The following is a 24,861-nucleotide window of genomic DNA, read 5'->3' on the forward strand; positions in this document are numbered from 1 at the left end:
TGTCCCCTCAGTGCATGGGCGGCGGCTGTCCCGTCCGACGAGTCACTCGGCGGCGGATCCCATCGCGCGACTCCGAGCATGGCCTCCCACCGACCGGCCTACCGGCACGCCGGGCACCCGCCTCCCGCAACGCCGGTGTCCGAAGGCATGGGAGTCGGTCCGGGCCTGCGGGGTCCTGGAGCCGGTGAGGCTGCCGCGAGCCGGAGGAACGGTCCCTGTCGCCCCTGCCCTGAAATCACTTGATGCATCCGGTGCGCGCTGGCAGCGTGGCCCCTCGTGCCCGAAACAGATACGCCCGGAAGTCGGGACGCCGATCCCCCCGTAAGCGATGCGACGCGGGCATCCACCACCGGCCTCGGGGCCGAACAGCCCCTTCGCTCCCCCGCCTTCAGGTGGTTCTTCGCCGGCCGCGCGATCTCCATGGCCGGCAGCGCCATTTCGCCCGTCGCCCTGGCCTTCGGCGTCCTGGAGCTCACCGACAGCGCCACCTGGCTGTCCGCGGTCACCACCGCCTCCTTGGTCCCCATGATCGCCACGATGATCCTCGGGGGCGGCATCGCCGACCGCTACCGTCGCGACACCGTGCTGCGCCTCACCAGCCTGGGTGCCGGCCTCAGCCAGGCCGCCGTGGCGATCCTCCTCCTCACCCACCAGAACCCCGCGCTGCTGCTGCCGCTGTCCGCTCTCAACGGCATCTTCCAGGGACTGACCACGCCCGCGCTGCGCGGCATCGTCCCAAACCTGGCGGCAGGGCGCGGCTTCCAGCAGGCCAGCTCGCTGCTGGCCTCCGTCAGGAACACCACCCGGATCCTCGGCCCGACCGCCGCCGGCCTGCTGACCGCCTCCGTCGGAGGCGGCTGGGCGATCGCCGCCGACGCCGCGTCCTTCCTGCTGGCGGCCGCTTTCTTCGCCCGGATCTCGCTGCCCGACCTGCCGCCGCGCGCCAAGGGCGGCCCCACGATGCTCGCCGAACTGCGGCAGGGCTGGACCTACTTCAGCTCCAAGCCGTGGATCTGGACGGTCACGCTGGCCTTCGCCGTCTTCAACTCCGCGAACATGGGCGTCTGGCAGATCCTCGGCCCGGTGATCGCGAACGACACCATCGGCGCGGAGGGCTGGGGCCTGGTGCTGAGCGCACGCGGGATCGGGGCACTGGCGGCCAGTGTGGCGATGGTGAAGCTGACGGTGCGGCGGCCGATGGTGCCGGCCCTGTCCTCGATGGCCCTGGGCGCCGTCCCGCTGATCCTGCTCGGCACCGGCGCGCACACCGTCTGGCTGGCCACAGCGGCGTTCGTGTCGGGAGTGGTCGCCGAGTTCTTCACCGTCGTGTGGGAGACCGTCAATTACACCCACGTCCCGGAGCGACTGCTCTCCCGGGTCGGTGCCTACGACGAGTGCTTGTCGTTCGCGTCCGTCCCCGTCGGCCAGCTGTCCGCCCCGGTCCTCGCTGCGGCGTTCGGGACGGCGGCGGTCGCCGTCACCGGCGGCGGGGTGGCGGCGTTGGCGATGCTGATGCCGTTGCTCGTGCCGTCGCTTCGGCGGATCGAGGTCAACCGGGACGTCGACTGACCGGTACGCCTTGGAGGTTGCGGTGATGCTCCACCACCAGACGTTCAGGACGAGGACGGACTGGACTGGCCGCTCACCGACGACTGACCGAGCCTCCGCGCCATCACCGCCTGCGCCTGATGCCGCTGCCGCTCAGTCCCGCGACCGGCGCGCGAGCATGCCGCCGCGTTTCAGCGAGCTGAGGACGAGCGAGACGTCCACGGAGACCACGTCCCGCAGCCAGGGGGCGCGGGTGACGAAGTCGTACAGGGCCGACTCGCTGGGCAGCGCGGCCAGCACCAGGATCTGGTGCTCTCCGGTGACGAAACTGGCGTACCGGACGTGGACGTTGTCCGCCAGCGCCGCCGCCACCGCCTCGGCCCCGGCCGGAGCGGTGCGTACCCGGAGCATCGCCTCCACCGGCAGCCCGAGCAGCGCGGGCTCGATCACGGCGCGGATGCGCACCCTGCCCTCCCGCCGCAGCGCGCCGAGGCGCCGCCGCGCGGTGGCTTCCGAGACGCCCGCGACGCGGCCGAGTTCCTCGTAGGTGCACCGCCCGTCCTCGGCGAGCGCGTTCAGGAGCAGCCGGTCCGACCGGGAGAGGTCGTGTGCCACGTCGGCGGGCGGCATCACATCCCCATCCGTCGGCGAGGGCGCGGGCGCCCCGGACGGGCCCTCCAGCGTGGCGATCTCGTCGTCGGTGAGCAGACCCGAGTGCCACTCGCGGATCGTGCGGATGTGGCGCAGCACCGGCAGCGTGAACGTCTCCAACATGCCGGGCAGTCCCGGCAGTTCGTCCATCACCAGGCTCGCCAGCTGGTCCCGGGGGCAGAGCAGCTCCGCGACACAGTCCGGGGAGCCGGTCAGCACATGAGTGAAGACACAGTCGGGCCGGCGGGCCAGCGCGCTCGCGACCATCCGCGCCTGCCCCGGAGCGCAGCGCACACCGACCACCGTGCTGCGGCCGTGCAGCGCCATGGCGCCGATCCGCACCAGCCCGGAGTCCAGCAAGCGGGTTCCCCGGCGGACGACTGTGCGTTCGGCCTCGCCGAGCGCCGCCGCGATGCGGTGCCACGAGGCCCTGCCGTCGATCTGCAGTGCGCTGATGATGCGGCGATCCAGCGAATCCGCCACGGGACCGGGCTGCTGTGCGTTCATCGCACCAAGTTTATGGCCGATTCCGTCATCTCGGCCGAGATTCTTGTTCCCTTCCGTCAGAGTGCCCGAACCTGCACGACATGAGCCGCACGAACCGATGCCTCCCGCTCACATGACGTACGGAGATGATCGACGTGACCGCGACGCAAGGAACGGCCCAGAAGACTTCCCTTGGGCAACAGGCGGTCGAGCCCTCGCAGGCCCCCGTCACCCGGCGCGGCCGACTGGCTCTGCTGGGCCCCGGCCTGGTCCTGGCAGCCGCGAGCGTGGGCGCCGGCGACATGGTGACGTCCCTGGCGGGCGCCTCCGGATACGGGCTGGCGCTGCTGTGGGCGATCCTCATCGGCGTCGTCCTGAAATTCGTCCTCACCGAGGCGGTGGGACGGCTCTACATGGCGACCGGCCAGACCGTGATCGCCAGCCTGCGATCGGTCGGACGCTGGCTTCCTCCGGCGTTCTTCCTCTTCGTCCTGGTCATCGGACTGCTGTACGGAGCCGCCCTGAGCTCGGTGGCCTCGCTGGCCCTGTCCACACTGTTCCCCGCGCTCCCCTCGCGGCCGCTCGGCATCGCGATCGCGTTGGCGTCCGCCGCGCTCGTGTACGTCGGCCGGTACGCGCTCTTCGAGCGCGTGATGAGCGTCTTCATTCTCGTCAAGTTCCTCGGCATGGTCGTCCTGGCGGTGGCCATGCTCGCCACCATCGACGATCTGCCGGGCCTCGTCTCCACGATGCGCCCGAGGCTCCCGGAGGGAGACGTCGTGACGGTGCTCGCCCTCATCGGCGGTGTGGGCGGCACGGCCGGGATCGCCTCGTACAGCTACTGGGTACGGGAGAAGCGCTGGCAGCACCGGAGCTGGCTGCCCGTCATGCGGGCGGACTCGGCGGTCAGTTACGCCGTCACCTTCCTCTTCGTGCTCTGCACCACCGTCGTGGGGACGGGCCTGCTCTACGGCACCGGCAACACCATCAGCGGCAACGACGGGCTGGCCGCACTCGCCGACCCGCTGGGCGCGGACCTCGGGTCGGCGGCCCGCGTCCTGTTCCTTCTGACCTTCTTCTTCGTGACGCTCAGCGCCCTCGTCGGCGGGTTCAACGCCCTGTGCTATCTGCTGGCGGACTCGCTGCGGACGATGCGCGGCATTCCGGAGACCGACGCCGAACCCCACATGGCGCAGAACAGCCGGCCCTTCCGCGCCTTCGTGGTCTATTGCGCGGCCGCGTCGATCGCCGTCACGTTCATGGGGAAGCCGGTCGCCCTGGTGCTGACGTACGCCGCCTTCGGGTCCCTGATCCTGCCGCTGCTGTCCGGGGCGCTGCTGGTGCTGCTCAACCGCCGGGGCATCGAGCCGCTGTACAGGAACAAGATCATGTCGAATGTGCTGCTGTCCGGCGCCTTCCTCCTCTTCGGGGTGCTGGCCGTCGTACAGGTCAAGGAAACGTTCTGAGAGGCGTGAAGCCCGCAGTGAACCCCATGGATGAACTCTGCTTCCGGAGTGCCACCGATCTCGCCGCCGCGATCCGGCGCCGCGAGGTGTCCGCCCGGGAAGTCGTCACCGCCCACCTGGAACAGATCGAACGCGTCAATCCGGCGGTGAACGCCATCGTCACCCTGGTCGCCGATCAGGCGCTGGAAGAGGCTGCCAAGGCCGACGCGCGGCTGATGTCGGGTGCGGAGGTGGGCCCGCTGCACGGTCTGCCCGTCGCGCACAAGGACCTGCACGACACCGCGGGCATCCGGACGACGTACGGTTCGCCGATCTTCGCCGACCGGATTCCCGACCGGGACCACCTGGTCGTCGAGCGTCTGAAGAACGCCGGGGCCATCACCCTCGGCAAGACCAACGTCCCCGAACTCGGCATGGGTTCGCACACCGTCAACAAGGTGTTCGGGCCCACCCGCAATCCGTACGACCTCTCCCGCAGCGCGGGCGGCAGCAGCGGCGGTGCCGGGGCCGCGCTCGCCTGCGGAATGCTGCCGATCGCCGACGGCAGTGACACCGGCGGGTCGCTGCGCAATCCCGCCTCCTTCAACAACGTCGTGGGGCTGCGCCCCTCCCCCGGGCGGGTTCCGTCCTGGCCCGACAAGGCGCCGTGGGCACAGCTGTCGGTGAAGGGGCCGATGGCCAGGACCGTGTCGGACGTGGCACTGCTCCTGTCCGTGCTCGCGGGTCCCGACCCGCGCAGCCCACTCGCCCTGGAGACGCCGGGTTCCGCCTTCATGGGACCCCTGGACGGCGAGGTGCGCGGCCTGCGCGTGGCCTGGTCGCCCGACCTCGGCGGGACCGTGCCCGTCGACGCCGAGGTACGGGCCGCACTCGAGCCCGCGGTCGAGGCGTTCGCCTCCCTGGGCTGCGAGATCGAGGAGGCCTGTCCGGATCTGTCCGGGGCCGACGAGGTCTTCCTCGTCCAGCGCGCCTGGCAGATGGAACTCGCCTACGGCCCCCTGCTCGACGAGCACCGCGACCGGATGGCCCCGGACGTGGTGTGGAACATCGAGGAGGGACGCGGGCTCACCGGCCCGGACCTCGGCCGGGCACAGCTGCTGCAGGCCGCCCTCTACCACCGCGTCCGTGAGTTCTTCGAGACGTACGACCTTCTGCTGCTGCCGGTCAGCCAGGTCGCCCCGTTCGACATCCGGCTCCCCTACCCCGCCTCCGTGGACGACACAGCGATGGAGACCTACCTGGACTGGATGCGCTCGGCCTACCTGATCTCCGTCACCGGTTGTCCCGCGCTGTCGGTGCCGGCCGGTTTCACCCCCGAGGGTCTGCCCGTCGGGCTTCAGGTGATCGGCCCGCACCGGCAGGACCGGGCGGTGCTGCAAGCCGGATACGCCATCGAGCAGGCGCTGCGGACCGGCGAGCGCAGGCCGCCCGTCGCCCTGAAGGACAGGAGCCCCGTATGACCCCGCGTAGCACTGCCGTGCCTCCGCGCACCGCCCTCGTGATCGGCGCCGGGATGACGGGACTGGCGACCGCCTGGTTCCTCCAGGAAGCCGGCGTCGAGGTCACCGTCGTCGACCGTCGGCAGGTCGCGGCCGGCGCGTCCTGGGGGAACGCCGGCTGGCTCTCCCCCGCCCTCGCCGTACCGCTGCCCGAGCCGGGCGCCCTGCGGCTGGGGCTGCGCACCCTGCTCTCGCCGGCCTCGCCCCTCTACATCCCGCCCCGCGCGGACCCGCGGCTGGCCCGGTTCCTGCTGTCGTTCAGCCGCAACTGCACTCCGCGGCGCTGGCGGGTCGCGATGAGCGCCCTCGCCCCGCTGAACCGGCAGGCGCTGGCCGCGTACGACGAACTCGCCCGAGGCGGCGTCGCCGAACCGACCCAGGCGAGCGACCCGTGCCTCATCGCCTTCACCACCGAGGCCGCCCGCGCGCCGTTCGTCCACGAGCTGGAGGCGGTACGCGCGGTCGGCCAGAGCGTCGACTACGACCTGCTCTCCGGCGCCGAGGCCCGGGACCGGGAGCCGGCGCTGTCGCAGCGGACCGGCGCCGCCGTGCGGCTGCACGGCCAGCGTTACCTGAACCCGGGGGCCTATGCCGCGGCGCTCGCCGACGCGGTGCGCGAGCGGGGCGGCAAGGTCGTCGAAGGTCTGCGGGTCACCCGGGTACAGGATCACGGGAGCGAAGTCGCCGTGGTGGGCTCCGACGGCACGGACCTGCGCGCCGACGTGGCCGTCCTGGCCAACGGAGCCTGGCTGAACCCGCTGGCGGCACCCTTCGGTGTACGCGCCGCCGTCCAGTCCGGCCGCGGCTACAGCTTCACCCTGCCCGCCGAGGGACTGCCCACGGGGCCCACGTATTTCGCCGCCCAGCGCGTGGTCTGCACACCACTGGGCGCCGATCGGGTACGGGTCGCCGGAATGATGGAGTTCACCGCCCCCGACCGGCCCGCGGACCCCCGCCGCGTCCGGGCCGTCATCGACGCGGCCCGCCCCATGCTGCCCGGCGCCGACTTCAGCCGCCGCAGCGACGAATGGGCGGGCCCACGCCCCTGTACCGCGGACGGGCTGCCCCTCGTCGGCCCGACCCGCTCACCGCGCGTCCACGTATGCGGCGGCCACGGGATGTGGGGCATCGCCCTGGGCCCGCTGAGCGGCAAGCTCCTGGCCGAGTCGATCGTGACAGCGCGGAGCGCCGCCGAGCTCACGCCTCTGCATCCGCTGCGCTGACCGCTTGATGGGTCTCCAGTGCCCCGACAGGCAACGCTCGCCCCGTCGCGACGCCCGGCACGCTCCCCCACTGCCTTAGGAGCAGCTGGATCGGTCTGTAGAAGCAGTGGGCGTTCGGTCGGCGGCCTGAGGGCTCGGCCGGCATCTCAGACGGTGCGGTGCATGCCGATCGAGGCGGGCATGGTCGGTGCGAAGCCGAACTTCTCGTACAGGAAGCGGGCATCGCCGTCCGCGATCAGTGACACATACGCACCGGCCGGTGCTCGATGCTCCAGTTCTTGCATCAGCTCGGCCATGATCCGCTTGCCCAGGCCTCGGCCCTGGTGCTCGGGCGCGACGCAGATGTCGACGATCTGGAAGAAGCAGCCTCCGTCGCCGACGACGCGTCCCATCCCGACCGGCTCGCCCCCGCAGAGTACGGTCACGCCCTGCCACGTGTTCGGCAGCCCGGCCCGAGCCGCCTCAGCCGTCTTGGCGCTCAGGCCGGACACGGACCGGAGTCGGAGATACGTCTCCACGGAAGGCGTCACCGCACACACCACGTAAGGACTGATATCAGCTTTCACCTGCTACAGGTTAGGGAGGGAGCCAGATGGAAGCAATGCCCGCGGAGATCGCGGGGCGAAAGCGCGGGGCGTCCTCCGGATCCAGCGTTCCGTTGGCCACGTCTGCCGCCGCCGGAACCGAAAGCGACGGCTTCTCACGCGGCTTCACCACCGGCGCCGTCGTGGCCGCCGCCGCAGCGGTCCTGGCACTGCTGACGCCCGGTCGCGGTCCCCGTGAGCTCGCCCAACAGCCCGACCCGGCGTGAGGGCACGGTTGAGCAGACGGCCGTGACAGCCGGCGAGGCGTTCGAGGAACTCAACTGCCGTCTGGTGGTGGACGCCTCGCCCTGTCTGCGTGTTCGTCGGCTCCGCCAACCACCGCTCCATCAGGTGCCCAGTCCTGAGGAACGGTTCATGACGGCCGCCCGCCGAACTGCCAGGCGTGGACCTCGAAGTCGGCGTACCGGTCCGCGGTCAGGACGGCGCGTGCCGTGTCCGGGTCCGAGGCCCGGACCAGCACCGCCGTACCAAGCCAGGTGGTGCCGTCGTCGGACAGCAGCGGCCCGTACGCGATCAGTTCGTCCCGGTCCGGCGGGACGGCGAGGTCGGCAGCCTGCCCCGAGCCGAGGCCCAGCACCAGGTACCGGTTGCCACCGGTCGCGCCACCAGAGAAGTCCCACATCATGCGTCCCAGCATGTTGCGCCACCGGCGCACGAGCACGTCCCGGTACACGCCGGGTTGGTAGTTGGGCTCGTCGAAGGCGAACGAGCGGGCGGGCGGCAGGATCTGGCAGGTCGCGCAGAGACTCTCCCCAAGGGCCGGTCGAGTCACCTTGGTTTTCCGTCGCTGCGGCCTGGTGTCGTTGCCCAGGACGGGCGCCAGACGGTCTCGGGGAGCGGTGCCAGGTTTCCCAAGTGGTTGATGACTGCCCGGAGTCCTGGGTGTGGATTCGCTCGGGGGAGGATGAGAAAGAGCGGGTACGCGAGCGTCGGATTCACGATCGGGATGCGGCGTAGGTCGTGGTTCGTCGGCCAGATGTACCGGTCGCGCGAGCCCACGACGGTTGCCACGTCCGCGGAGTCCGCGAGGATGTCGAGGAGTACCTCGTCGCCGAAGTGCGGACCCGCGGCGTCGATGCGGAGGTCGAAGTCGGTGGCAAGCTGATCGTAGAACTCTGCCCATTCGCTTCGCGGCGCGATACCCGGCACCCAGATCCGGTGCCGGCGCAGCTGGGACGGTGTGAGTGTTCGTGCGGAGGCGAGCGGGTGCCTCGGGCCGACGAGGAGTTCCAGCGGAGAGTCGAACGCGTGGATCATCTGCACGTCGCGCGGCAGTGTGGCCGGGTCGGTGACCGAGCGGAACGAGGCGTCGATATCGCCTGCTTGGACGGCGGTCACCACCACGCGCGGGTCGTTGACCCTGAGGGTCACCACGTCGAGGTCGGTCTCGGGATGCGACCGCCAGTAGTCGTGCAGGACGACGGCCTGCGCGGACCGCAGGCCGAGAACGTCGATCCGAAGGGCCCGCGAGCCCGGCCTGATTGCCGTGACGGCGCGATCGACACCCGTGACGATGTTCCGGGCGTGCGGCAGGAAAGCCTGGCCGTCGAGTGTCAGCTCGACCCCTCGGGCGGTTCGGATGAACAACCGGACGTCGAGTTCGCGCTCGAGAGTCGCGATCCGCTTCGACACGGCCTGTTGCGTTACGCCGAGCTCGTCGGCCGCGTGCTGCAGCTGTCCGAGCTCGGCCGCGCGGACGAACGATCGCACCGCCTCGGTATCCATTGATCAAGCATAAGTGTGCCCAACCGATGGTTGTGGCTCGCCCGGGAGTCGGTTGTTTGATCCCACGACGCAGCGGCGGGTGTGATGCGGAGACCCGAACATCGGTTGTCGCGAGGGAGTCGCATGCGCGTGCAGTTGGGGCGCAGTTTTGGTTGGCTGTGGTCGGCCTACGCGGTCAGTACATACGGTACGTGGATTGCCTTCGGCGCGTTCCCGTTGATCGCGGTTCGAGTGCTGCACTCGTCGGCATTCGCCGTGTCGCTCCTGGAGGCGGCCGGGCTTGCCGTCGCGGCGCTTGTTGCGTTGTCGCTGGGGCCGTGGGTCGAGCACCGGGCCAAGCGTCCGGTGATGATCGCGATGGACCTGATCCGGTTCGTCGCGACGGCAAGCGTCCCGATCGCGTACGTCCTCGGCTTGCTCTCGTACGGCCAACTGCTGGTCGTCTCGGTCATCTCCGGGACCGCGAGCATCGCCTTCACCGCCGCATCCGGCGCGTATCTCAAGTATCTCGTCCGTGGCGATCACCTCCTCGTGGCGAACGGGAGATTCGAGGGCACGAGCTGGGTGGCGACCGCGGCGGGCCCGCCCCTCGGTGGTGCCCTCATCGGGTTGCTCGGCCCGGTCGTCACTGTCATGGCCGACGCCCTCAGCTACCTGCTGTCCGCGCTCGGGGTCCTCCGCATCCGCGGAGGCGACGTCGCGGTACCCCGCGACCGGGCCGCCAGGTTGCGCGGAGCCGACCTTCTTGGCGGCTGGCGGTTCATCCTCCGCGACCACGCACTGAGGCGCCTCTTCCTCAACTCGGTCCTGGTCAGCGGCCTCATCATGGCCACCGTCCCGCTGCTGTCCGTCCTCCTGCTGGGCCAGTACCACTTCCCGGCCTGGCAATACGGTCTCGCCTTCGGCATCCCGGCACTCGGCGGCTTCGTGGGCGCCCGCCTCTCCGCGCGCCTCGTGACCCGCTACGGCCGGCACCGGGTCATGATCGTCTCCGGCTGGCTGCGATCGCTCTTCCCGCTCGGTCTCGCGTTCGTCCGTCCCGGCATCCCCGGACTCCTCACCGTGATCATCGTCGAGGGCATGCTGATCACCTGCATGGGCATCTTCAATCCGATCTACGCAACAGAACGCCTGCAACGGACTCCCGTGGATCACACCGCCCAAGTCCTCAGTACATGGAGTGCCATCAGCAAACTCCTGCAAGCTGCCCTGATGGTGATCTGGGGCATTCTCGCCACCCTCACCAGCCCGCTCGCCGCGATCACCATGTCCGGCGTCCTCCTGCTGGCCACCCCGCTCCTGCTGCCCAAACGGATACATCTGTCCGCCCCTGAGCCCGCCTCGTCGGCCGAAGACGTCCGGCTCGCATGACTGACCACAAACGCCCCGCTCACCCCGGAAAGGTGCGCGACACACGACGACGGTGCCGAGAGGTGATCGTGCCTCAGAACTGTGTGGGCGCCGCCCGACGGAGCATCGGACGGCAGTACGCGGTGCCGAGCGCGGTCACGCCACCCGGTGGGCCACCTGGCCACCCGTCACGGTGAGGCGCACCGGGGCCTGCGCGAGTTCATCCGCCGGTGCTTTCACCGGGTCGAGAGCGAAGGCCGTGAGGTCGGCTCTGAATCCGGGTGCGATGCGCCCGGCGGTGTCGGACTCGCCCGCGGCGAGCGCCGCGTGTGTCGTGCAGCCCTCCAGCGCCTGCAGCCCCGTGAGGCCGCCGCGCGAGGCCGCGGCGCCGAGGGGGGCGCGTGCGGTCGCCAGGACGCCGCGCACGTCGTAGGGGGCGATCGGCCAGTCCGAACCCAGGGCCACCACCGCACCCGCGTCCCGCAGGTCGCGGGTGCGCCATGCCCGACCGGCTCGCTCGGGCCCCAGCCGCCGCGACCACTCGTCGTCCTGGTCGGCCCGGGTGTACGCGGTGTGCGGCGGCTGCATGGACGCGATGACCCCGAGCCGGGAGAAGCGGCTGAGCGTGTCGTCCGGCACCGTCTCGATGTGCTCGATCCGGTGGGCGAACCGCCCGCCGTCGCCGAGCCCCTCCACCGTGTCGAGGACATGCCGCACGGCCGCGTCCCCGATCGCGTGCGTGGCCGTGCGGACACCGGCCGCGTGCAACTGCCGTACGGCGGCGGTGTACGCGGCCGGGTCCGGCCAGAACGCGTGCGTGCCCTGCCCGTGGCAGTCCGCTTGCTGCAGCCAGGCCGTGCCGCCCTCCACAGTGCCGTCCATGAAGAACTTGACACCGCCGACCCTCCAGTGGCGCCCCCGGTGTTTCTGGAGGGCGATGAGCTCGTCCAGGGTCTCCTTGTCCGCCCCGGGCATGCACCAGGGCGCGAAGCGCAGCCGCACCGGCAGGACGGTCTCCTCGGCGACGGCCCGGACCAGCTCCAGATCCCCCAGGTCCATCACATGCGCCCCAGTCAGACCGGTGGCCGCCATCGCGGCCAGCAGCTCGACCAGCCGTGACCGCCGTTCACTGTACGAAGGCCGGGGCATGACGCCGGTGACCAGTTCCATCGCGGCGTGCTCGACCAGATGGCCGGTGGGCCGCCCGTCGGCGTCGCAGACGATCTCCGAGCGCTGTACGAAGGTCCGCGGCCCCGTGATCGCGGCGGCCTTCAGGCCCGCCTCGCTGACCAGCGCCGAGTGCCCGTCGTACAGGCGCAGGAAGGCGGGCGCGCCGCCGAGCACGTCCTCGACGAGCGACCGGTGAGGGGGCCGTCCGCCGAACACGTTGTGGTCGAGCCCGAACCCGACGACCCAGCCGTCGATACGCGACGCGTCCTTCAGCGCGCTTCGCAGTCCTTCCAGGTCCCGCACTCCGGACAGGTCGACCCCGGTCGCCATGTCCAGTCCCCAGACGGGGTGGCTGTGCGCGTCCACGAGCCCGGGTACGAGATGCGCCCCGTCCAGGGACACGATCTGCGTGCCCGGCCCCCGCCAGTCCCGTACGTCGGCCTCCTCGCCGACCGCGGCGACAAGCCCGTCGCGTACGGCGACCGCCGTAGCGTACGGCCTGGCGGGATCGAGGGTGCGGACTTCGGCGCCGGTGAGGATCAGCTCGGCGGTGGGCATGCGGTAACTCCCTTGCGGTGGACGGCTATGCGGCGGGCTTGGCGGGCTCCGCCGGGTCGGCAGGCTCGGCGGCGAAGTCCGCGTACACCTCGGGGCGTGCGCGGCGCAGCCACCAGGCGAGGACGAGGCCGACGACGAAGACGGCGGGCGCCAGGGCGATCAGTACGGCGTTCACCGTGGAGGACGCACCGATGAACAGGTCGATGTGGGACACGACCAGTCCTATGGCCGTCGCGAGCAGCACGGTCGCCACGACGGGTGCGACGACCGTGCGCAGCGCGCCTTCCCGGTGCCGGACCCGGCGGAAGTAGCAGGGCACGGCGATCGCGGCGAGGAGCTGGAGCGTGAACAGGCCGATCATTCCTGGGGTGTTGACCCACAGGAGCAGTTGCCCGTACGGGTCGGCGCCGGCGGCCCAGAAGGCGAGGACGACAACGGCACCGAGCACGGTCTGGGCGATTCCGGCGACGTACGGGGAACGGTGGCGCGGATGGATGCGACCCAACGCCCTTGGCAGGACGCCCTCTTCGGCGAGGGCGAGCCCGTAGCGGTTGATGGCGTTGTGGAAGGCGAGCAGCGAGGCGAGGACGCTGGTGACGATGAAGACGTGCATGAGGTCGGACGCCCAGCCGCCGACATACGTGGTGATGGCGGAGAAGAAGAGCCCGCCGGGGTCCTTGGCCGCGGCCGCCACGACCTCGGCGTCCCCGAAGGCCTGGATGACGACCCAGACGATGAACGCGTAGAAGAGACCGAGGAATCCGACGGCGAGGTACGTGGCGCGCGGCACCGTGCGCTCCGGGTCGCGGGCCTCGCGGCGGTAGATGACGGTGGACTCGAAGCCGGTGAACGCGGCGAAGGCGAAGGCGAGGACTGCCGCGGTACCGGGAACGAACACGTTGCCGGGCGTGAGGGAGGCCCCGGACAGGCCGTGCGCGCCACCGTCGACGAGCACCCCGGCGGCGAGCAGCACGAGGATCCCGGTCTCGGCGACGAGCAGAACGCCCAGCAGCTTGGCGCCGAAGTCGATCGACCGGTAGCCGCCGTAACCGATGACGACCAGCCCCGCCAGCGACACCGGCAGCCACGGGATGTCCGCCCCGAAGAGGGCGTGCACGGTGTCCTGTGTGGCGGAGCCGAGGAGGCCGTAGACGCCGATCTCCATGCCGTTGTAGCCGATGAGGGCGAGCAGGGCGGCACCGATACCGATCGGGCGGCCGAGGCCGCGGGTGATGTACGCGTAGAAGGCGCCGCCGCTGCGGACATGGCGGCTCATGGTGGTGAACCCGACGGCGAACACGGCGAGCGTGATGCCGGCCAGCAGGTAGCCGACGGGTGCGCCGATCCCCCCGAGCAGGATCGCCAGCGGGGCGACGCCCGCCATGACGGTGAGCGGGGCGGCGGCCGAGACGACGAAGAAGGCGATGTCCGCGGTGCCGAGGGAACCGGATCTCAGGGTCGCCGCAGAGCGCGGCGTCTTCTCTTCTTTGGTGGTCACAGACATGCGGGAAAGCCCTTCTGGCGGCGGGCGGGGAGAGTCCGGAGCGTGCGGGGCGGCCCCGGGTTCCCGGACTCGGGTGGCGGCCGGGGACCCGTAAATCTAAAGGCTTTCGGTTTCGGCAATGTAACCTCCTGTTGGGCATCCGGGAAGACCTCAGGGGGAGCGCAGATCATGGGACGGCCGCGCACGGCGTTGCTGGACAGGGAGCGCATCACCACCACCGCGCTCGAACTCGTCGATCAACAGGGCGAGTTCAGCGTCCCGCAGATCGCCAAGCGCCTCGGCGTGCAGACCGGCTCGGTGTATCACCATGTCGACGGGCGCGGCGGCATCGTCGAGCTGCTCCGCGAACGGGTCTCCTCGGCGATCGACGCGGAGACACTGACGCTGACCCCCTGGGACACGGCCCTGGCCGCCTGGGCCCGCTCCTACCGCGCCGCCTTCGCGGCCCACCCGAGGAGCATCCCGCTCCTGATGACCTCACCCGTGCGCGCGCCTCGCGTCCTGGAGCAGTACGAGCGTGCGGTCACCCTGCTCCTGGACGCCGGCTTCGCCCTCCCGGACGTCATGCCGCTGATCACGGCCCTGGAGAACCTGGTCCTCGGCTCGGCCCTGGACCTCGCCGCCCCGGAGACGATGTGGGAACTCCCGGACGAGACCACGACACCCCGCCTCGCCGAAGCGCTCGACGCGGTGGGCGAGGGACGCGCGGACCGGGCGTTCGCAGTGGCGCTGGAGGGATTCCTGGCGCATGCCAGGACCTTGCGGGGAGCCTGAGGCCGCCGGGGGTGTCGCCGGTGGCTGCCGGCGAACCGGTGTGCACAACAAGGGGGGGCCGACTTCCGTCGTAGGCTGAATCCCGCCGTGATGGACAGGGAGGCTGAGGTGCCCGAGACCACGCTCACCGAGACGCTGGCGGCCGAGGTGATGGCCGAGCTGGCCGAGCTGGAGGACCCGAAGGCACGCGCGGTGAACGAGAAGCACGGTGACGATCACGGTGTGAACCTCGGCAAGCTGCGTGCACTCGCGAAGCGGCTGAAGACGCAGCAGGAACTCGCGTGCCGGCTCTGGGAGACGGACGACACCGCGGCGAGACTGCTGGCGCTCCTGATCTGCCGCCCGAAGGCGTTCGAGCGCGACGAGTTGGACGCCATGGTGCGCGAGGCGCGCGCACCCAAGGTGCACGACTGGCTCGTGAACTACGTGGTGAAGAAGAACCCGCACTCCGAGGAACTGCGCCTGGCCTGGTCCGCCGATCCCGATCCAGTGGTCGCGAGTGCCGGCTGGGCGCTGACCACCGAACGCGTGGCGAAGAAGCCCGAGGGTCTCGACCTCGCGGGACTGCTCGATGTCATCGAGGCGGAGATGAAAGACGCCCCGGATCGCCTGCAGTGGGCGATGAACCACTGCCTGGCTCAGATCGGGATCGAGCACGCCGAGCACCGCGCCCGTGCACTCGCCATCGGTGAGCGCCTGGAGGTGCTCAAGGACTACCCGACCTCCCCGGGCTGCACGTCTCCGTTCGCGCCCGTCTGGATCACCGAGATGGTGCGCCGACAGCACCAGTAGGGCCTGTCCGGCGGATCCTGCCGGACAGGCCCTGTCCCGGAGGACTCAGCGCTTGAGCGTGAAGGTGAAGTCTCCGGAGAGCCTGCCGCTCAGGCGGACTGCCGAAACGAGATTCCCCTCGGTGATCAGTCTCTCGACCTCGGCTCGCGAAAAGCCGAAGCCTTCAGCGATCAGTCGTACCGGCCGGACAGGGATCCGCGCCGCAAAGCGGACCAGGACCTCGATCGCCTCCCCCTCCAGCTGATCCGATCCGCCGGTGTCGAGGCGCCAGGCGTTGTCCCAGTCGAGGGCGATGCGATTACGGCGCCGCACGACCGGATCCTGGAGCAGCTCGGCTGCAAGGCCAAGATCGTTGCCGTGGAGCAGGTCCAGGAGCTCAGGACGTATGGAGCGCACGTTCAGCCGTTCCAGGACAGTGAGCTTGGTGGTCTCCCCGCACACGGTGCACAGCGCGAGGAGCCACGCGTCGATGAGCTTGTGGTTCGCGTTGACGCGGAATTTGCCGCTTGACCGGAAGCGCCCGGAGGCGCAGGCGTGGCAACGGCGGAGAACGAGCGGCAGGCGGGTGGGCACGACCACCCAGATTCTGGACACAGAGACACACCGGTTCCAGTGAGAAGTCCGCAGCGAAAAGGAGCGCGGCGCACATGCGCGACGCGCGACGAATCAGCGCTCAGGAGGTCTCACTGGGTGTGCAACGGCATGTCCTCAACAAGGCGGCAGGGGGCGGGAGCACGGTAATGGCGCACGGAGGTGCGGCTCCACTGGTTTTGGCGCGGGTGGCGATGCCTGGCCGCTGCAGAGGCGGTTGTTGCACCGCTCGACGGTGCAGCGCTGCTTGGACGCCTCGAGGTCGAAGGCCGAGGACTCGGTCAGCGCCGACACCGACGACTTCCTCGCCCTCCCCCAACTCCTCGGCCCCCTCACCGAACGCGCACGCGTAGTCATGGCCCTGGCGGCACCGACGGCCGCCGGCCGTCCGCACTTCAATGCTCCGGAGCTCGGGATGTAGGTGCCGGGGCCGCGGCACGACGGAGTGCTGCCCCGAGTGCCTGTACCGAGCGGGCGGCTTCCTCGGCATCCGCGGCGGAGACGCACAGTCGGGCGAAGGGAGCGGAGCGCCACAAGTCCACGCGGACCACTGGGGTGCCGACGCGTACGGCGATGAAATCCAGGCCGTCGCGGTGCCGCCACTCTCCCAGGCAGAACCGGCCGGGGCGCCACCGGCCGCGCCGCCTCACGCCGCGCAGAGCGCGCCACCAGTCCGGTTCGACCTTCACGTCCTTGACCGCCGTCAGTGGTATGCGTACGTTCCGGCATCCGGTCACAGCCTTCTCCCGCCAGGAGAGGCGGACGACCACGTCTTCCTCTTCCCTCACAAGCCGTGCCATCGAAACGTCGCTCACTCCCTACAGCAGCCACCAGATTGCGCTGTCCACAGCCGCTCACGCACCTTGGCGGGCTGTATCAACCGCCGCGCTCGGAGGGCGTCGGCACCATCCGGGCGTAGGCTGCCCGGAGCCGGTCGTAGGCGTCCACGTCGGTCCATATCTCGCGGGGACCGGGCCGGGCTGCGCACCAGGCCCGGATGCCGGCCGCGACGCATGCGGTCAGCGGGATGAGCAGCCACATCAGTGCGCCCATCGATGCTCTCCTTTCCTTCGGACTTCCTGTCTGTTCTCCCGGGCCGGTGATCAGCGGGACTCGGCTGACGATTGCCGGGCCCGTGTGTCCGCGGCCGGCTGGTGATGGTCGGCGGCGGACAGGAGTGGCGCCGAGTGGCGCTCCGGGCGGTGTTCGCCGGTGTCGGGGACGCGGCTGCGCGGCGCGTCGGACCCGCCGGGCAGGGGGACGGGTCGGCGGGCCATGAGACGGCCGACCCAGCGTCGCGCGCAGTGGGGGCACGCCGGTGCGCCGTCGGGGGTGTAGGGGGAAGCGACACCGACGTTGTCCTGGGAGAAGGACTCCCACTCCTGTCCCCGGTCGTCCACGTAGCGCTGCACGTCGTAGTCGGCACTCCAGCGGTACCAGCAGTGCCCGCAGGTGAACTCCACGCGTTCCACGGCCAGTTCGGTGATCACTGCGCAAAACCTCCCGGATGGTCGACACGGGCGGTGGCGGAGGAGGCCAGCGCGGCCTCCAGGGTCGGATGGACGGGCAGGGCATCGGTGAGCCGGCTGATCCGCAGGATGCGCAGGACCCGCCCCGCGGCGCAAACCAGACGCAACTCGCCCTGGCCCGTCTGTGAGACGGAGCGGATGGCCATCAGCGTGCTCAGCCCGTCGACGTCGCAGTAGGACAGTTCGGTGAGGTCGACGACCAGCAGCAGAGGGCGCGCGGTGCGCTCGGCCGCGGTGGCGGCGCAGGCACGCAGCTCCGGGGCGGTCTCGGTGTCGAGGACCCCGCGGACTTCCATGACGGTCCAGTCGCCCTCACGGCGCGACGCCACGAACAGAGCCATGGCCACCTGCCTCGTGTTTCCCGTGCCTGTCCTGGCCCGGCGCACCTCGTACGACGCGCGCCGGGCCGGCGTTTCGTCCTCGGTCCGCTGTCTTGCTCTCTGTGCCTGTCTTGCACTCTGTTCCGCTCAGCCAGTGATCTGCTCGGCCTCCTTGTCCGTTCGACTGATCTCGATACGACGCGGCTTGGCCTCGTCGGCCACGGGGATACGCAGCGTGAGCACGCCGGCGTCGTACTGGGCGTCGATCTTCTCCACGTCGAGGGATTCGCCCAGGAAGAGCTGGCGGCTGAAGACGCCGTGCGGGCGCTCGGCGACCAGCAGGTCGGCGTCCTTGACGTCGGGTGCGGGACGCTCGGCCCGTACGGTCAGGACGTTGCGCTCCACATTCAGGTCCACGGTGTCCGGGTCGACGCCGGGCAGGTCGAAGTGGACCACGAAGCTGCCGTCACTCTGGTACGCGTCGATCGGCATGGCGGCCGGCCTGGCGACGGTGCCGAACGCCTGCTGGGTCAGCTGCTGGGCGAGCCGGTCGAATTCCCGGAAGGGATCCGTGCGCATGAGGACCATCGTCCAACTCCTTTCGCCTGGTCGGTTCGGTCCGTCCGGGCTCCGGGAGCCCGGAATGCCTTCACCCATGCATATACCCCACCCGCTCAGACTTGACAAGAGAGCGCTCAAGTTTTATCCATTCCAGTAGGCAAGTCGACCCGAAACCGCAGCTCGCGGCAGGTGAGGAGGTGGCTTGGAGTGCAGGGTCGGAACGGGGCGGCGGACCTGTACGCGGTGCTGGGAGTGAAGCCCTCGGCGACGGCCGAGGTGATCACCTCCGCCTTCCGTGCCCGAGTGCGGGAACTGCGTCCCGACACCCGGGTCGACGCCGTCACCGCGGAGCGGTTCGGGCGGTTGCGGGCCGCGTACGACACCCTCCGCGACCCCGGACTGCGCGCCGCCTGCGACCGCGAGCGCACCGCGCCTCCCCCGGCTCCGGCCCGCCCGGTGCGCCGCGTCGTGGTGGTCCGGGCGGCAGGCAGTATGCCGCCGCCCGAACCACCGCTGCGGGCGGGACCGGTCCGGTGGGAGCGGAGGGCCCGAGGCGGCCCCCGTTGAGATCGGTGAGATCCGGCAAGCCCGGCAGTGTCCGGCAACCGTGAGGAGGGAGAACCAGATGGCCCGCTCGGTCGGCATCGACCTCGGTACGACGAACTCGGTGGTCGCGGTCCTCGAGGGCGGTGAGCCCATCGTCGTCACCAACACGGAAGGGGCCAGGACCACCCCGTCGGTGGTGGCCTTCGCCAAGAACGGTGAAGTGCTCGTCGGCGAGGTCGCGAAACGGCAGGCCGTGACCAACGTCGAGCGCACCGCGCGCTCCGTGAAGCGGCACATGGGGGACCACGGCTGGCGGTTCCCTGACAGCGGCGACATCGACGGCAAGCGGTACACCGCGCAGGAGATCTCCGCGCGCGTGCTGCAGAAGCTGAAGCGGGACGCGGGGGCGTACCTGGGCGAGGACGTCACCGACGCGGTGATCACCGTACCGGCGTACTTCGACGACACCCAGCGGCAGGCCACCAAGGAGGCGGGCGAGATCGCCGGCCTCAATGTCCTGCGGATCATCAACGAGCCGACGGCCGCGGCACTGGCGTACGGCCTGGACAAGGAGAACGACCAGACGGTGCTGGTCTTCGACCTGGGTGGCGGCACCTTCGACGTGTCGCTCCTCGAAATGGGCGAGGGCGTCATCGAGGTGAAGGCCACCAACGGCGACACGCACCTCGGCGGTGACGACTGGGACCAGCGGATCGTCGACCACCTGGTCAAGCAGTTCAAGAACGGCTACGGCGTCGATCTGTCCAAGGACAAGATGGCGGTGCAGCGGCTGCGGGAGGCCGCGGAGAAGACGAAGATCGAGCTGTCCTCGTCCTCCGAGACGACGATCAACCTGCCCTACGTCACCGCGTCCGCCGAAGGGCCGCTCCACCTGGACGAGAAGCTCACCCGCGCGCAGTTCCAGCAGCTCACCGCCGATCTGCTGGAGCGCTGCAAGGCGCCGTTCCACAACGCGGTCAAGGACGCCGGCATCAAGGTGTCCGACATCGACCACGTGATCCTGGTGGGCGGTTCGACCCGGATGCCGGCCGCGACGGACCTGGTGAAGGAGCTCACGGGCAAGGACCCGCAGACGAGGTCGTGGCCGTCGGCGCGTCCCTGCAGGCGGGCGTCCTCAAGGGCGAGGTGAAGGACGTCCTGCTTCTCGACGTGACCCCGCTGTCCCTCGGCATCGAGACCAAGGGCGGCATCATGACCAAGCTCATCGAGCGCAACACCACGATCCCCACCCGGCGTTCGGAGATCTTCACGACGGCGGAGGACAATCAGCCCTCCGTGACCGTGCAGGTCTACCAGGGCGAACGTGAGATCGCCGCCTACAACAAGAAGCTCGGCATGTTCGAGCTGACCGGCATCGCACCCGCACCGCGCGGGGTGCCGCAGATCGAGGTGGCCTTCGACATCGACGCCAACGGCATCATGCACGTCTCCGCCAAGGACCTCGGCACCGGCAAGGAACAGAAGATGACCGTCACCGGCGGCTCGGCCCTGCCCAAGGACGACATCGACCGCATGGTCCGCGAGGCCGAGCAGCACGCCGAGGAGGACCGCAGGCGGCGCGAGGCCGCGGAGACGCGCAACCAGGCCGAACAGCTCGTCTACCAGACCGAGCAGCTCCTCAAGGACAACCCCGACAAGATCCCGGCGGACGCGAGGAGCGAGACCGAGACGGCCCTCGCCGACCTCAAGGAGAAGCTGAAGGACGAGAACGCGGACACGGCGGCCCTGCGACAGGCAATGGACCGTGCGGCGCAGGCGGCCCAGAAGATCGGCACGACGCTGTACGAGAAGTCGCGCACCGAGGGCACGGCGCAGGACTCCGCCGGTGCGTCCCAGGTGTCCGGCGCCGACGAAGAGGTGGTGGACGCCGAGATCGTCGACGAGGACAAGCCGGAGGCGGGCTGACCATGGAACGGAGCCGGCCGCGCGATACTCAGGAGCTGGAGCAGCTGCTGCGGGAGCGCACCGCCGACCTGCAGCGGGTGAAGGCCGAGTACGACAACTACCGCAAGCGGGTGCGCCGCGACCGTATGGCCATCCGCGAGATCGCGGTGGCCAACGTGCTGACCGCCCTGCTGCCCGTGCTGGACGCCGTCGACCGCGCCCGCGACCACGAGCCGCTGACGACTGGCCTCAAGGACATCATCGGCACCCTGGAGACCCAGCTGACAGCGCTCGGGATGCAGGAGTTCGGCAGGGAGGGCGAGGTCTTCGACCCCACCCGGCACGACGCCCTGACCCACCACATCGCCCTCTCTTCCGAGCACCTGACCTGCACCAGGGTCCTGCGCCCCGGTTACCGGCTCGGTGACCGACTGCTGCGCCCGGCGCACGTGGAGGTCACCGGGCCACCTCAGCCCGGCAGGCAGCCGGGCCCGACTGAAGATGAGTAGGCGTCGTCGGCCGCATGGGCCAGTATCGTCGGGCGGCGCATACAGAGGGCGCGAGCTGGTACAGGTACGGCCGGTCCGGTGAGCGGGGGTGTCGCCGGGCCGGACGGATGACGATGTCCCGGTCGGGCTGTCGTCACGGGCGCCACTGGTGGATCATGGTTGCTGTCCGTACCACCGGGCGGAGGTGATGACGATGCGGTCCGCGGACGACGACAGCGACGAGACCCCTGAGCACGTCGACCCTCCGTCCTGGAAGACCGGCGCACTGTCGCGGACACCTTCACCTCGGCAGCCGCGGCCGCGGACGTACGGCAGGTTCCGGCGCTGCTGTGCCAGGCATGCGTGGAGCTGCTCCCGATCACCGGCACCTCCATCTCCATCACCGACGGCACCACCGTCCGTGCGCTGTGGTGCGCCGGCAACCGTACGGCCTCCCGCCTGGCCGAAGCCCAGGTACACGCTCGGCGACGGCCCCTGCCAGACCGCCCTCGCCCGGACGGCACCAGTGCCGGCGGCCGACCTCAGCCGCGGTCCGGACGCCCGCCGCTGGCCGGTCTTCGCCCACCAGGCCACCGAACTCGGCGTGCGGGCGGTCTTCTCGCTTCCGCTGGGCACCAGCGCGCTGGCGATCGGCACGCTCGACCTCTACCGCGCCCACCCCGGGCGCTCTCTCCGACCGGGATCCGCGGAATGCCCTGCTGGCCCGGGGCGCGGTCACCTTCGCCGTGCTGAACCTCGACTCCGGAACGGGCGACTACGCTCCCGCGGACGGAGCAGGAGTAGCTTCATGGGTGGCGGCCGCGGAGGCAGACCACACAGAGGTCCACCAAGCCGTCGGCATGGTCATGGTGCAGTTGGGAGTCGACCCGCAGCAGGCCCTGGACCGGCTGAGGTCACGCGCCTTCACCCAAGGGCGAACGTCCAGAGGGCCCCGGTCGGTTCGGGAGCGACGAAGGAGACGGTGACCGGTCATGACCCGTGAGGAACAGCTCACCAAGGCGTTCGTCGGGCTGGCCGACACCCTCGCCGACGGCTTCGACCCGGTGGTCCTCCTGGACCGCCTCGCCGGGCACTGCATCGACCTCACCGGTGCCGAAGCGGTCGGTGTCACCATGGCCACCACCCGCGGCGACCTGCGCATCATGGCCGTCGCTCCGCAACAGCAGGAGACCCTGACCGAGCTGGTCCGGCAGCAGGCCGGAGAGGGCCCCGCCCGGGACTGCTACCGCACACGCCGACCGGTGAACGCCACCAACCTGTCCGGCGACGCCGACAACTGGCCCGAGTTCGCCCCCCGGGCGCGGCAGGCCGGCTACCGAGCCGCGCACGCCCTGCCACTGCGCGTCAACCACCATGCCATCGGCGCCGTGACCCTCCTGCTCACCGCCCCGGGCGGCCTGCCCACGACCGACCTGCGCCTGGCCCAGGCCCTCGCCGACGTGGCGGCCGTGGCCCTGGTCCACTGGAGTCCGGACCCGGCCCGGCCCATGGACATCCTCACTCAGGCCCAGGCCGCCGTCGCCGCCAAGGCGACCGTCGAGATGGCCCAGGGCATGCTCGCCGAGTACGGCCGCCTCGATCCCGCACAGGCCATGGACGCCCTGCGCACCTATTGCTGCCGCGACGGCGACCGCCTCACCGAGGTCGCGCAGGCCCTCGTACGCCGCACCCTGGCCCCGGAGACGGTGCTCGCCGCCCTGCGGTAGCCGGTCCGGCGCCCAGCGTTCTGCCTCTAGTCGCTTCGCGTTTCGGTCAGGGCGCCGCCCCGGCTGCGCGCACTGCGCCGTCACGGCAATGTCAGTCGTTCTTGCCGCGGCCGGTGAGCATGTCGCGGACCCGGTCGACCATTCCGGCTCCTGGAGCCAGGAGTTTGTTGAGCGGCGGGGTGTCCGGGGCTGCGGGATGCGGGCGGGTCGGGGCGGACTCCTTGGCCCTGCGTACCTTGTCACCCAGTTCGTTGAGGGTTTCCGTGGGGCAGGCGTCGGCCAGCAGGGGGAACAGGCGGTCTTCTTCGTCCCTGACATGTGCGGTGACCGACGACTTGAGCTGCGCTACGAGGGTGTCGAACTGCGCGTCACCGGGCCGGCAGGCTTCCAGCTCCTTCAGCAGACGCTCCACCTCGCTGTGGTCGGCGATCTCCTTGTCGGCGAGGTCGTCACCGCCGTCGACGTATCGGCGGACCGCCGGGTAGAGGTGCTCCTCCTCGGCCACCGCGTGCCGTACAAGCTCCATGGTCAGCTGGTCGGCCAGCTCACGGCGCCTGTTCTCGGCTGCGGCGTGGGTTTCCATCTCAGCGAACAGACCGTCAACTTCCCGGTGATCCGCTGTCAGTTCCTCAATGACGTTTCCTCCGTGCCCCATGTGTGGGCGCTCCTTCCTGTCATCTGGCGTGGATGGACTGCCATGGCCGGTGTCAGGGCTCGGTGGCCGCCGATGGCCGGACGGGGTGGTACACCTGGCGGCCGGGAGGCGGCCGGGAGGCGACAGCCTGCGGGGCCCGCTTCCAGGAGCCTGTCACAGGCCGGTCTGGGTCGCCCGGCGGCGACCGCAGTGGCCCGCCGAACGGGGGACGGCGGAGCGTGAGGGCGGCCGTCTCTCGGGCGGCCCGGCGTCGATCGGACCTGCGCGCCACCGGAGTTGCTCATGTCCTGGCGATTTATGGGACTCACATGGGGTACTTCCGATATGGACGGACTGGCCCGTGGGAGGAATCCGGACATGCTGTCTCATAAGCTCGAGCGTGGCGTTCTGGTCATCACTGTGCATCACGATCCCGGCATCGGCGGACGCGCCACCCTCGCAGCGGAGATCAGCAACCTGATCCGTGCCCACAAGCCGGCGCCCGTCGTCATCGTCCTGGACGAGCCGGCCACAGGTGGCGCAGCGATCAGTGCGGTCCTGCGCGCCCATCGCACCTGCAGCAACGTCGGTGTCCTGATGTCGGTGGCAACCCACAGTGCCCCCGCCCGACGGCTGCTCGAGGCCAATGCCGACCCCACCGGACCCCGACTGGTCATTCACGCGCGGACCGACACCGCCATCACCGCGGCGTTCACAGCGGCAACCGCCGCATGACTCCGTGAAGAACTACGTGGATTCTCCCTCGTCGTCCGGCTCCCGCCGGGCGTGCTCCTCGGTATCGACGCCCTCAAGGGGCTTGCCCGCCGCCGTGCCCTCCTCCGCCTGGTAGCCCTCCTTCGCGCCGGCCGTACCCGGTACGGATCGCTCCTGTGCCTGGCTCTCCGCGCCCGAGTGCGCCCCCGGCTCGTCATGGTTGCGCGCCCGGTCGAAGCGGTCTCCGCGGTGACTCTTCTGGCTGGTCATGCCCGCCCTCCCATCGGCAGTGGGGCTTTGCCGGGTTCCCCCGGGGCGGGCACCGGAAACGCCTGGGGCCGACGGGCAGGAGGCCGGCGCTGGGTGGAGGGCCGTAACGGCATAGTCGTGCCGCGCCGGCGCCGTGCGGTCCCGCATCGAGCCAGGTGCGTGCGGTTCGAGAACCGGGCGACCCACAAGCCGCGGCGGCAAGTACCGTACGATCACGACTCGTTG

General features: G+C 70.4%; 26 protein-coding genes and 2 pseudogenes. 15 read left to right on the forward strand and 13 right to left on the reverse strand.

From position 1 onward, the window contains the following. The first annotated feature begins 276 nt into the window (after positions 1-276). A complete protein-coding gene (locus tag AC5P09_RS14315) occupies positions 277-1,569 on the forward strand; it encodes an MFS transporter (protein WP_493874248.1) in 1,293 nt (430 codons plus the stop codon). A gap of 132 nt (positions 1,570-1,701) precedes the next feature. Here the strand turns inward: AC5P09_RS14315 and AC5P09_RS14320 are convergent, their stop codons facing one another. Continuing rightward, positions 1,702-2,706, reverse strand: coding sequence for an Lrp/AsnC family transcriptional regulator (locus AC5P09_RS14320; RefSeq protein WP_493874249.1), 1,005 nt, complete (start codon positions 2,704-2,706; stop codon positions 1,702-1,704). Positions 2,707-2,840: 134 nt separating this feature from the next. On the opposite strand from AC5P09_RS14320, the gene AC5P09_RS14325 reads away from it, so the two are divergent. From AC5P09_RS14325 to AC5P09_RS14335, 3 genes are read left to right on the forward strand one after another with little or no spacing between them, the layout of a single operon-like run. Beyond that, positions 2,841-4,151, forward strand: coding sequence for an Nramp family divalent metal transporter (locus AC5P09_RS14325; RefSeq protein ID WP_493874250.1), 1,311 nt, complete (start codon positions 2,841-2,843; stop codon positions 4,149-4,151). Positions 4,152-4,177: 26 nt separating this feature from the next. Then, positions 4,178-5,611, forward strand: coding sequence for an amidase (locus tag AC5P09_RS14330; protein ID WP_493874251.1), 1,434 nt, complete (start codon positions 4,178-4,180; stop codon positions 5,609-5,611). Continuing rightward, a complete protein-coding gene (locus tag AC5P09_RS14335) occupies positions 5,608-6,873 on the forward strand; it encodes an NAD(P)/FAD-dependent oxidoreductase (RefSeq protein ID WP_493874252.1) in 1,266 nt (421 codons plus the stop codon). The genes AC5P09_RS14330 and AC5P09_RS14335 overlap by 4 nt, the downstream gene beginning before the upstream one ends. Before the next feature lie 146 nt (positions 6,874-7,019). Here AC5P09_RS14335 and AC5P09_RS14340 read toward each other — a convergent pair whose 3' ends face one another. Further along, entirely contained in the window at positions 7,020-7,403 is a 384-nt protein-coding gene (locus AC5P09_RS14340; protein ID WP_493874253.1) for a GNAT family N-acetyltransferase, read from the reverse strand. 62 nt (positions 7,404-7,465) lie between these two features. Between AC5P09_RS14340 and AC5P09_RS14345 the strand changes: the two genes are divergently transcribed. Next, entirely contained in the window at positions 7,466-7,684 is a 219-nt protein-coding gene (locus tag AC5P09_RS14345; RefSeq protein WP_493874254.1) for a hypothetical protein, read from the forward strand. A gap of 146 nt (positions 7,685-7,830) precedes the next feature. On the opposite strand, the pseudogene AC5P09_RS14350 reads toward AC5P09_RS14345, so the two are convergent. Continuing rightward, a pseudogene (locus AC5P09_RS14350) lies at positions 7,831-8,215 on the reverse strand (YciI family protein); the annotation flags it as partial. A 31-nt stretch (positions 8,216-8,246) separates the two neighbouring features. Then, positions 8,247-9,203 (reverse strand): LysR family transcriptional regulator, encoded by a 957-nt coding sequence (locus AC5P09_RS14355; RefSeq protein ID WP_493874255.1) that lies wholly within the window; start codon positions 9,201-9,203, stop codon positions 8,247-8,249. A 123-nt stretch (positions 9,204-9,326) separates the two neighbouring features. On the opposite strand from AC5P09_RS14355, the gene AC5P09_RS14360 reads away from it, so the two are divergent. Next, positions 9,327-10,574 (forward strand): MFS transporter, encoded by a 1,248-nt coding sequence (locus AC5P09_RS14360; protein WP_493874256.1) that lies wholly within the window; start codon positions 9,327-9,329, stop codon positions 10,572-10,574. Between the two features lie 135 nt (positions 10,575-10,709). Here the strand turns inward: AC5P09_RS14360 and AC5P09_RS14365 are convergent, their stop codons facing one another. Both AC5P09_RS14365 and AC5P09_RS14370 read right to left on the reverse strand, forming a co-directional pair. Further along, entirely contained in the window at positions 10,710-12,281 is a 1,572-nt protein-coding gene (locus tag AC5P09_RS14365) for an amidohydrolase (RefSeq protein ID WP_493874257.1), read from the reverse strand. 25 nt (positions 12,282-12,306) lie between these two features. Next, positions 12,307-13,785 (reverse strand): APC family permease, encoded by a 1,479-nt coding sequence (locus AC5P09_RS14370; protein WP_493874258.1) that lies wholly within the window; start codon positions 13,783-13,785, stop codon positions 12,307-12,309. 168 nt (positions 13,786-13,953) lie between these two features. On the opposite strand from AC5P09_RS14370, the gene AC5P09_RS14375 reads away from it, so the two are divergent. Both AC5P09_RS14375 and AC5P09_RS14380 read left to right on the forward strand, forming a co-directional pair. Continuing rightward, positions 13,954-14,559, forward strand: a complete 606-nt coding sequence (locus AC5P09_RS14375; protein WP_493874259.1) for a TetR/AcrR family transcriptional regulator C-terminal domain-containing protein — start codon at positions 13,954-13,956, stop codon at positions 14,557-14,559. Between the two features lie 90 nt (positions 14,560-14,649). Further along, complete coding sequence (locus AC5P09_RS14380) at positions 14,650-15,351, forward strand: DNA alkylation repair protein (protein WP_493874260.1); 702 nt, start codon at positions 14,650-14,652, stop codon at positions 15,349-15,351. A gap of 45 nt (positions 15,352-15,396) precedes the next feature. Here the strand turns inward: AC5P09_RS14380 and AC5P09_RS14385 are convergent, their stop codons facing one another. Further along, positions 15,397-15,930, reverse strand: a complete 534-nt coding sequence (locus tag AC5P09_RS14385) for a DUF1062 domain-containing protein (RefSeq protein ID WP_493874261.1) — start codon at positions 15,928-15,930, stop codon at positions 15,397-15,399. A 259-nt stretch (positions 15,931-16,189) separates the two neighbouring features. Between AC5P09_RS14385 and AC5P09_RS14390 the strand changes: the two genes are divergently transcribed. Further along, positions 16,190-16,363: a hypothetical protein gene (locus tag AC5P09_RS14390; protein ID WP_493874262.1), complete on the forward strand. Its 174-nt coding sequence runs from the start codon at positions 16,190-16,192 to the stop codon at positions 16,361-16,363. 455 nt (positions 16,364-16,818) lie between these two features. Here the strand turns inward: AC5P09_RS14390 and AC5P09_RS14395 are convergent, their stop codons facing one another. The 4 genes from AC5P09_RS14395 to AC5P09_RS14410 all read right to left on the reverse strand — a co-directional run bounded on the left by AC5P09_RS14395 (position 16,819) and on the right by AC5P09_RS14410 (position 18,379). Next, complete coding sequence (locus tag AC5P09_RS14395) at positions 16,819-16,995, reverse strand: hypothetical protein (RefSeq protein WP_493874263.1); 177 nt, start codon at positions 16,993-16,995, stop codon at positions 16,819-16,821. Between the two features lie 50 nt (positions 16,996-17,045). Further along, positions 17,046-17,432, reverse strand: coding sequence for a hypothetical protein (locus AC5P09_RS14400; protein ID WP_493874264.1), 387 nt, complete (start codon positions 17,430-17,432; stop codon positions 17,046-17,048). Continuing rightward, positions 17,429-17,812, reverse strand: a complete 384-nt coding sequence (locus AC5P09_RS14405) for an STAS domain-containing protein (RefSeq protein WP_493874265.1) — start codon at positions 17,810-17,812, stop codon at positions 17,429-17,431. Before AC5P09_RS14405 ends, AC5P09_RS14400 begins: the two co-directional genes overlap by 4 nt. A gap of 126 nt (positions 17,813-17,938) precedes the next feature. Then, positions 17,939-18,379, reverse strand: a complete 441-nt coding sequence (locus tag AC5P09_RS14410; RefSeq protein ID WP_493874266.1) for an Hsp20/alpha crystallin family protein — start codon at positions 18,377-18,379, stop codon at positions 17,939-17,941. 180 nt (positions 18,380-18,559) lie between these two features. Between AC5P09_RS14410 and AC5P09_RS14415 the strand changes: the two genes are divergently transcribed. The 5 genes and pseudogenes from AC5P09_RS14415 to AC5P09_RS14435 all read left to right on the forward strand — a co-directional run bounded on the left by AC5P09_RS14415 (position 18,560) and on the right by AC5P09_RS14435 (position 23,018). Further along, positions 18,560-18,919: a J domain-containing protein gene (locus AC5P09_RS14415; RefSeq protein WP_493874267.1), complete on the forward strand. Its 360-nt coding sequence runs from the start codon at positions 18,560-18,562 to the stop codon at positions 18,917-18,919. A gap of 58 nt (positions 18,920-18,977) precedes the next feature. After that, positions 18,978-20,824, forward strand: a pseudogene (gene dnaK, locus AC5P09_RS14420) (molecular chaperone DnaK). Between the two features lie 2 nt (positions 20,825-20,826). Next, positions 20,827-21,312 carry a nucleotide exchange factor GrpE gene (gene grpE, locus AC5P09_RS14425; protein WP_493874268.1) on the forward strand — a complete coding sequence of 162 codons (486 nt, stop codon included), beginning with the start codon at positions 20,827-20,829 and terminating at the stop codon, positions 21,310-21,312. Between the two features lie 845 nt (positions 21,313-22,157). Next, positions 22,158-22,277 (forward strand): hypothetical protein, encoded by a 120-nt coding sequence (locus AC5P09_RS14430; RefSeq protein WP_493874392.1) that lies wholly within the window; start codon positions 22,158-22,160, stop codon positions 22,275-22,277. A gap of 6 nt (positions 22,278-22,283) precedes the next feature. Then, positions 22,284-23,018 (forward strand): GAF domain-containing protein, encoded by a 735-nt coding sequence (locus AC5P09_RS14435; RefSeq protein ID WP_493874269.1) that lies wholly within the window; start codon positions 22,284-22,286, stop codon positions 23,016-23,018. A 91-nt stretch (positions 23,019-23,109) separates the two neighbouring features. Here AC5P09_RS14435 and AC5P09_RS14440 read toward each other — a convergent pair whose 3' ends face one another. Next, a complete protein-coding gene (locus tag AC5P09_RS14440) occupies positions 23,110-23,673 on the reverse strand; it encodes a hemerythrin domain-containing protein (RefSeq protein WP_493874270.1) in 564 nt (187 codons plus the stop codon). Positions 23,674-24,030: 357 nt separating this feature from the next. Between AC5P09_RS14440 and AC5P09_RS14445 the strand changes: the two genes are divergently transcribed. Then, on the forward strand, positions 24,031-24,387 hold the full coding sequence (locus tag AC5P09_RS14445) for a hypothetical protein (RefSeq protein ID WP_493874393.1): 357 nt from the start codon (positions 24,031-24,033) through the stop codon (positions 24,385-24,387). 12 nt (positions 24,388-24,399) lie between these two features. On the opposite strand, the gene AC5P09_RS14450 is transcribed toward AC5P09_RS14445, so the two are convergent. Further along, a complete protein-coding gene (locus AC5P09_RS14450) occupies positions 24,400-24,636 on the reverse strand; it encodes a hypothetical protein (RefSeq protein WP_493874271.1) in 237 nt (78 codons plus the stop codon). Between the last annotated feature and the right edge of the window lie 225 nt (positions 24,637-24,861).

Source organism: Streptomyces sp. a15 (genome assembly GCF_059026085.1).

Excerpts from the sequence above, each read along its gene's own strand:
- AC5P09_RS14320 (WP_493874249.1), bottom strand. The coding sequence starts at position 2,706 with ATGAACGCACAGCAGCCCGGTCCCGTGGCGGATTCGCTGGATCGCCGC.
- AC5P09_RS14330 (WP_493874251.1), top strand. The coding sequence starts at position 4,178 with ATGGATGAACTCTGCTTCCGGAGTGCCACCGATCTCGCCGCCGCGATC.
- AC5P09_RS14335 (WP_493874252.1), top strand. The coding sequence starts at position 5,608 with ATGACCCCGCGTAGCACTGCCGTGCCTCCGCGCACCGCCCTCGTGATC.
- AC5P09_RS14345 (WP_493874254.1), top strand. The coding sequence starts at position 7,466 with ATGGAAGCAATGCCCGCGGAGATCGCGGGGCGAAAGCGCGGGGCGTCC.
- AC5P09_RS14355 (WP_493874255.1), bottom strand. The coding sequence starts at position 9,203 with ATGGATACCGAGGCGGTGCGATCGTTCGTCCGCGCGGCCGAGCTCGGA.
- AC5P09_RS14360 (WP_493874256.1), top strand. The coding sequence starts at position 9,327 with ATGCGCGTGCAGTTGGGGCGCAGTTTTGGTTGGCTGTGGTCGGCCTAC.
- AC5P09_RS14365 (WP_493874257.1), bottom strand. The coding sequence starts at position 12,281 with ATGCCCACCGCCGAGCTGATCCTCACCGGCGCCGAAGTCCGCACCCTC.
- AC5P09_RS14370 (WP_493874258.1), bottom strand. The coding sequence starts at position 13,785 with ATGTCTGTGACCACCAAAGAAGAGAAGACGCCGCGCTCTGCGGCGACC.
- AC5P09_RS14375 (WP_493874259.1), top strand. The coding sequence starts at position 13,954 with ATGGGACGGCCGCGCACGGCGTTGCTGGACAGGGAGCGCATCACCACC.
- AC5P09_RS14380 (WP_493874260.1), top strand. The coding sequence starts at position 14,650 with ATGGACAGGGAGGCTGAGGTGCCCGAGACCACGCTCACCGAGACGCTG.
- AC5P09_RS14395 (WP_493874263.1), bottom strand. The coding sequence starts at position 16,995 with ATGGGCGCACTGATGTGGCTGCTCATCCCGCTGACCGCATGCGTCGCG.
- AC5P09_RS14405 (WP_493874265.1), bottom strand. The coding sequence starts at position 17,812 with ATGGCTCTGTTCGTGGCGTCGCGCCGTGAGGGCGACTGGACCGTCATG.
- AC5P09_RS14410 (WP_493874266.1), bottom strand. The coding sequence starts at position 18,379 with ATGGTCCTCATGCGCACGGATCCCTTCCGGGAATTCGACCGGCTCGCC.
- grpE (WP_493874268.1), top strand. The coding sequence starts at position 20,827 with ATGGAACGGAGCCGGCCGCGCGATACTCAGGAGCTGGAGCAGCTGCTG.
- AC5P09_RS14430 (WP_493874392.1), top strand. The coding sequence starts at position 22,158 with ATGGTGCAGTTGGGAGTCGACCCGCAGCAGGCCCTGGACCGGCTGAGG.
- AC5P09_RS14435 (WP_493874269.1), top strand. The coding sequence starts at position 22,284 with ATGACCCGTGAGGAACAGCTCACCAAGGCGTTCGTCGGGCTGGCCGAC.
- AC5P09_RS14440 (WP_493874270.1), bottom strand. The coding sequence starts at position 23,673 with ATGGGGCACGGAGGAAACGTCATTGAGGAACTGACAGCGGATCACCGG.
- AC5P09_RS14445 (WP_493874393.1), top strand. The coding sequence starts at position 24,031 with ATGCTGTCTCATAAGCTCGAGCGTGGCGTTCTGGTCATCACTGTGCAT.
- AC5P09_RS14450 (WP_493874271.1), bottom strand. The coding sequence starts at position 24,636 with ATGACCAGCCAGAAGAGTCACCGCGGAGACCGCTTCGACCGGGCGCGC.